The sequence below is a fragment of the Clostridium sp. AM49-4BH genome, assembly GCF_003478335.1.
GTDB lineage: Bacteria > Bacillota > Clostridia > Lachnospirales > Lachnospiraceae > Butyribacter.
Genome location: NZ_QUFB01000087.1, coordinates 1 through 5540 on the forward strand (window position 1 = coordinate 1; position 5540 = coordinate 5540).

Below are 5540 nucleotides of genomic sequence, written 5' to 3' on the forward strand. Positions count from 1 at the left end.
ATTGTTTTCAGATACGGAGATACGCATGCTGCATGACAGCATATTATTTTCACCCGGCGTGGACGATGGATGTGCCAGTCGGATTCTGGACAAATTAAAACGATGTGCAAGCAAATATTTTGGAAGCTGGTTTGAATATGTGAAATACCGGGAAACATTCAAGCGATGCCAGTGTGAGCGGCTTTTTCAATATCTAATGGAGATCGGAAAAGCAATCAAGAAAATCAGAAAAATAACATTCCGGTATCGGAAAAACGGGAAACTATCGGACAGAGTATATACAGTAACACCATATTTCCTGGTCATTAGCGGCGGCTGGTATTATCTCATTTGCAATACGGATGGGAAGGACAATCTGTCGCATTACCGCATTGACCGGATGCTGCAGGTGGTGATGCACCCGATGGAGCAGGGAAAGTGTATGAGTCAATTGGAGGGTATCGATTCTTCCTTTGAATCTCACGATATATGGAGGAACATCCGAGAATGCCCTATGAAAAGCCGGTGAGTGCCACGCTTATGGTGGAGGAATATCTTGTTGAAGCAGTGGAAACGGAATTTCGGACCACTTCTAAGATAAAGACACAGGAGCATCTTTTTCGGATACGGATCATATCCACCAAGACGGCAATCTGCAACTGGATCATAAACCTGAGTGAACATATCAAGATCGAAACGACATCAGATCCGACCATTATAAGTATCGAAAGTTGGATGAAAGCGATCAGTGCCGGGGGCGGGGTATATGGATGCATTGCTGGAAAAATAGGATAGGGAGAAGAGTACATCATGAAATTACCCAAATTACGAAAAAATTAAAAATGGTTGATTTTTTCTGGGAAATAGCATAAAATAATAATAACAGGACTCCCCGCACCTCTCACATATGTGATGTGTCCCATGGGGAGACATTTTTTTTAAGGAGACAGGGATTGGATAATTCAAGTAAAGTAGAAGTGGATTACAAACAGGATAGTCATCACGAAGAAACAGTAATGATGAAATCACCTAAAACTTATGAGGAACAGGTTGAAATCATAAAGAGGAAAGGATTTATCGTGGATGATGATGAAACGTGCGAATCTTTTTTAAAACAGGCAAATTATTACCGCATATCGGCATATTTTCTGCCATTTAGAAATGCAGATGGAACATATTTTGAAAATATTAATTTCAACAGAATTAAACGCATATATGAGTTTGATGGTCGTATAAGAAATTTGATATTTGAATGTATCGAGACAATAGAATTGTATTTGAGGACACAATTGGCATATTATTGTGGACATGCATACGGTGCATTGGGATACTTAAACTCAGATATATATAATGAAAGGCATAATGATGACAAATTTAAGAGGCTGCTTGACATTTGCATTGAAGAGAACAAAACGACATTAGTGGTGCAGCATCATAAGAAAAAGTATAACGGACAATTTCCAGTCTGGGTAATTATTGAATTTTTCTCAATGGGAATGTTGTCATATTTATATGCTGATTTGAAGTCGCCGGATCAGAAACAAATTGCAAGAGAGCTATATCATACATCCAGCGTGTGCCTAAAAAGCTGGTTGCGTTGCCTGACGGATTTGCGCAATCGATGTGCTCATTATTCTAGAATATATTACTGGTCATTTCCGGCATTGCCTAGGATGCCGAAAAATGTGTTGTTTAAAACTAACCGGAAATTGTTTTCACAGATATTGACACTTAAATTTTTATATCCCGATAAAAATGAGTGGGAAAGCAGAATTATGACAGAGTTAAGAGCATTGATGGAGGAGTATGGTGATGATATTTCATTGTCACATATAGGCTTTCCTGAAAACTGGGATGAAATGATATAAATATCGTTTCTGGAAGAGTATACAGATTTTTAAAATAAATAATTACCACAATAGAGAGCCGCAGTGCGGCTCTTTTTGCATTGAAAATGATACGATAAATCATACGATTTTGTACGAAACATATCATCTAGCAAAATAGTAGATTCCCATTTATACTGGTATTGTGTCCACAGGAAATAATCCTGTCAGACACAGACAACTGAATACGATGATTTTGCCGGACGTAAGGAACCGTTACGCATTACGCCGTGCCACAGATGCGCCAGGATCGGTAAGACAGCCAAAGGAGATGGTTTATTATTTCCTTGATAGCTCTGTCTGATGTGAGATGCCGGGAGCGATAACATCCATGCAAAAGAGGAATTATGGTGATTCCGTGGTTGCGACTGTTCTATGATAATGATACTCCCTTTATGGTCTATAAGAGATGGTGCGAGTCCAGAGTGTGCTGCTAACCACAGTGACCGGTGATTTCAACTGGAGATTATATATATCAACAAGAGATTATTTAATTAACACTTGACTAAATACGCATAGCGTATATGGCGTTGTTATACGCTAAAAGTTGCAGAAGGACAAAAATGAAAATATCAGGCTGTATGAACTGGATGCTTTTTCGTTTATGATGATGGATCTGGATGAGATGGAAAAAAAGATTCATTCTACTCCGAACGATAAAAAGGGAAAGGCAGGAGAGCCGACCATCACTGCCGGTATGATACAGTCAGCCCTTCATGCGGAAAAAGAACGGGAGGAAGCGGAGCGAAAAGCGTGGTTTGTAGAAAACTTTGATTCGCTGACGCTTCTTGACATTTATGCTTCCGAGTGGATCGGTGAGATACGAAGAAATGTGATAAGAGATCTGCTGCAGGCACAGGCTCCGGAAGAAGTGATAAAGTCAATCATCCGCCCGGAGATAGAGGAAGGACAGGTACTGCAGAAAAAGGCGATGTGGATGGAGATGGAAGGGGTAGTAATTGCTTCAAAAAAAGGGGAAAATCCACTATAACTAGTAAATTATAATAATATGATTTTGTACTATTCTGAGTTTGGCATATGATAGATGATTTATAGTTGTTAGACAGTAAAGGAAGTGATAAAATTTAATTAGTAATGTTTTAATGTGGAAGTATATGTAGAAGATAAGTAGATTACTATGGTTGTTATTATGCTACAAATACAAAACTACACTAATTTTAGTTTTAAGAAGAAAGGGGAGATACAATGGATAGAATTAAACTTGCAAGTCATGTTAAAAAAGGTGATACACTATATACTCCGTATACAGAACCGGATGGTTAGGGAAAGCCTTAAAAATAACAAGTTGGTCAAAAAGTTGGTTGCCAGAGTTTATGTGGATTGGATTAATAATAAGTGAGCTTGGTCGCAAACAGGGATTGGAACAGTTATACAAAATAATAGATGAATTGCAGGAGAATAAAATATGTGTACCATATTTTTCTAAAATTAAAGGATTAGATAGAGAAAAGAGGAAGTTGTATTGGAATATAGTGTGTAGTTATATTTCACAACAGGTTTTATCACCTCTTACAGTCGTGGTTACACCAGATATAGATGATATATTTTATAACAAATTTTTTGATTTTCATTTGACATTGATGATTGTATATTAAATATGTTTAATGTCATAAAGCAGTGTGATAATTTTCATGATGAATTAACCACTGACATATGTTTTGTAGTCGATTGGTTTTATGTTAGAGGTGGGATTTTAAAGATTTCAAGTAATATTAGTATACTACCAGAGGCGCTGACGGGCTATTACAAGCATAATCATGATGAAGAAATCATGCAAACGTATAGACCGATTATTCGCTCGACTTTTCAGGGTATGTGTGGAACATATAATAATGATTTTTCAAAAATGATGTGGAAACGTTTGGGTGAAGTTAGTAATTGTAATCCGTTAGTAGTAGTGTGGAAGGGAGAAGATGATATGAATTTTTTTGAAAAAACGGAAAAAACTATTGATTATATTGCATCTGCAAACGAGGATAAAAAGATGGAAACAAAATACGCAATTGTAATGGGAATCGTTTGCTATATATTAAATATATAAGAGATAGTGGTGAAAAATCTTCAGAATGACATAAGTGGACATATATTATTTAGAACAATGTTGGAGACATTTATAAATTTGAAATACATAATGTTACAAGAAAATGATATTCCGGATGTATATGATAGGTTCAAAGCATACGGAATTGGAAAATATAAATTAGTAATGGCAAAAATAAGAGAAGAAAAATATTTGATCTCCGATGAGTCTCAGTTGCAACAAAAATTTATGGAGTTGCTTGTGAATGAGGATATGGATGAAGCTTTTGTTAATACAAGTTTTGGGTATTTTGATCGTACAAATATTAGCAAAAAATTTATTGCATGTGATGAGAAATTGTTATATGAGATATATTATGAGTATGGAACAAATTTTACACATGGCTTTTGGGGCGCAATAAGGGAGTCTGCGATGTTAATTTGTGATAATCCAACACATAATTATCATACAGTTCCTGATTATTATGCAGAACAAAATATACGAAGCGTTGAGAATGATTGCGAGATGCTTATGCAAAAAGTATTTCAGCAAATTTCAGAATATATTGAGTTACCGGATTTTTACTATGACAAATGAATGGAGATTGAATATGGTAGAAAATAAACTTTTAAAGAAAATATCTACAAAATATCAAAATCTTCTTGAAAAATATGAAGATAAAGTGGAAGAATTGTCGATTGAGGATATAAAACGATTAATTGGAGAAGTGCGTTTATTTTGGTATCGTCAACAGACATGTGTTACATATATACTTTCAAATATTGAAAAAGATGATAATGTTGCATATTTGGCAGGAGCAATGAGACTTGACATAGTTAATGATGGTCATTTTGATTTTGCCCTTGTAGGAAACTATAGGGTAATCAATGATCCTATAGTTAGGTTTACATCGTTTTATTTTAGAACAGAAAGTGAAATAAATTTTGATTATCTAAACAAGTATTTTAAAAGATTGCATAAAGGATTTATTATTACTTTTTAAAAAGTAAAGTGAAATAAATTTTGATTATCTAAACAAGTATTTTAAAAGATTGCATAAAGGATTTATTATTACTTTTTAAAAAGTATCAGGATGATTTTTACATATTGCCCATGGAGCCAATAAATACACTAGATTTGAAACAATATTATTCTATATTATCAGATGCGGCTGAGAATATGGTATTAGCATTGTTTGATAACAATTATTCTTCTGTAGATGCTATTATGGAAGAGTGTTGTAGTTACGAGGATGTAGATGGAAGATTGATGCCTGAGATGAGAGATCGTTTGGTGTATGATTCTTTGGAAGACTCTAGATTACCGTTAAGAGATAAATGCTTGCAATATTTAGCAAATAACAAAAAAATCTTGTCGATTATTGATGGTCTTTCTGAACCGCAAATTTTTTTTATCATTACAAATCAATATTGTATGCAAGCACTGGGGATAGGAAATCTAATGAAAACTTATAATGTATATCCTTTTATTAGAAATGATATAACATTTCAATTTTTTTTAATGTATATCCTTTTATTAGAAATGATATAACATTTCAATTTTTTTCGTTGTTATTCTATTCTAATATTATGTCTGATTTGTCGTTCTATTCTAATATTATGTCTGATTTGTCG

9 protein-coding genes are annotated in these 5540 nt (G+C 34.5%); all 9 read left to right on the plus strand.

Features of this window, described 5'->3' with window-relative positions; translation table 11 throughout:
• Positions 1–508, plus strand: a 508-nt coding sequence (locus DW981_RS14030) for a WYL domain-containing protein (RefSeq protein WP_147352667.1), incomplete at its 5' end; no start/stop codon positions are given.
• Positions 487–774 (plus strand): hypothetical protein, encoded by a 288-nt coding sequence (locus tag DW981_RS14035; RefSeq protein ID WP_118508178.1) that lies wholly within the window; start codon positions 487–489, stop codon positions 772–774. The genes DW981_RS14030 and DW981_RS14035, both read left to right, overlap by 22 nt.
• A 158-nt stretch (positions 775–932) precedes the next feature.
• Positions 933–1847 (plus strand): Abi family protein, encoded by a 915-nt coding sequence (locus DW981_RS14040; protein WP_243034773.1) that lies wholly within the window; start codon positions 933–935, stop codon positions 1845–1847.
• A 622-nt stretch (positions 1848–2469) separates the two neighbouring features.
• Entirely contained in the window at positions 2470–2856 is a 387-nt protein-coding gene (locus DW981_RS14045; RefSeq protein WP_147352668.1) for a hypothetical protein, read from the plus strand.
• 343 nt (positions 2857–3199) lie between these two features.
• The gene (locus tag DW981_RS15415) at positions 3200–3481 is read left to right on the plus strand and encodes a hypothetical protein (protein ID WP_207664010.1); all 282 of its coding nucleotides are present in this window, start codon (positions 3200–3202) and stop codon (positions 3479–3481) included.
• A gap of 2 nt (positions 3482–3483) precedes the next feature.
• Complete coding sequence (locus DW981_RS15420; RefSeq protein WP_207664011.1) at positions 3484–3927, plus strand: hypothetical protein; 444 nt, start codon at positions 3484–3486, stop codon at positions 3925–3927.
• 9 nt (positions 3928–3936) lie between these two features.
• Positions 3937–4503 carry a DUF5677 domain-containing protein gene (locus DW981_RS15425; protein ID WP_347474589.1) on the plus strand — a complete coding sequence of 189 codons (567 nt, stop codon included), beginning with the start codon at positions 3937–3939 and terminating at the stop codon, positions 4501–4503.
• A gap of 13 nt (positions 4504–4516) precedes the next feature.
• Positions 4517–4909, plus strand: a complete 393-nt coding sequence (locus tag DW981_RS14055) for a hypothetical protein (RefSeq protein ID WP_118508180.1) — start codon at positions 4517–4519, stop codon at positions 4907–4909.
• A 176-nt stretch (positions 4910–5085) separates the two neighbouring features.
• Entirely contained in the window at positions 5086–5457 is a 372-nt protein-coding gene (locus tag DW981_RS14060) for a hypothetical protein (protein WP_182434303.1), read from the plus strand.
• The last annotated feature ends 83 nt before the right edge of the window (positions 5458–5540 follow it).

Coding starts and splice junctions, on each gene's coding strand:
- DW981_RS14035 (WP_118508178.1), top strand. CDS start 487: ATGCCCTATGAAAAGCCGGTGAGTGCCACGCTTATGGTGGAGGAATAT.
- DW981_RS15415 (WP_207664010.1), top strand. CDS start 3,200: ATGTGGATTGGATTAATAATAAGTGAGCTTGGTCGCAAACAGGGATTG.
- DW981_RS15420 (WP_207664011.1), top strand. CDS start 3,484: ATGTTTAATGTCATAAAGCAGTGTGATAATTTTCATGATGAATTAACC.
- DW981_RS14055 (WP_118508180.1), top strand. CDS start 4,517: ATGGTAGAAAATAAACTTTTAAAGAAAATATCTACAAAATATCAAAAT.
- DW981_RS14060 (WP_182434303.1), top strand. CDS start 5,086: ATGGTATTAGCATTGTTTGATAACAATTATTCTTCTGTAGATGCTATT.
- DW981_RS14045 (WP_147352668.1), top strand. CDS start 2,470: ATGATGATGGATCTGGATGAGATGGAAAAAAAGATTCATTCTACTCCG.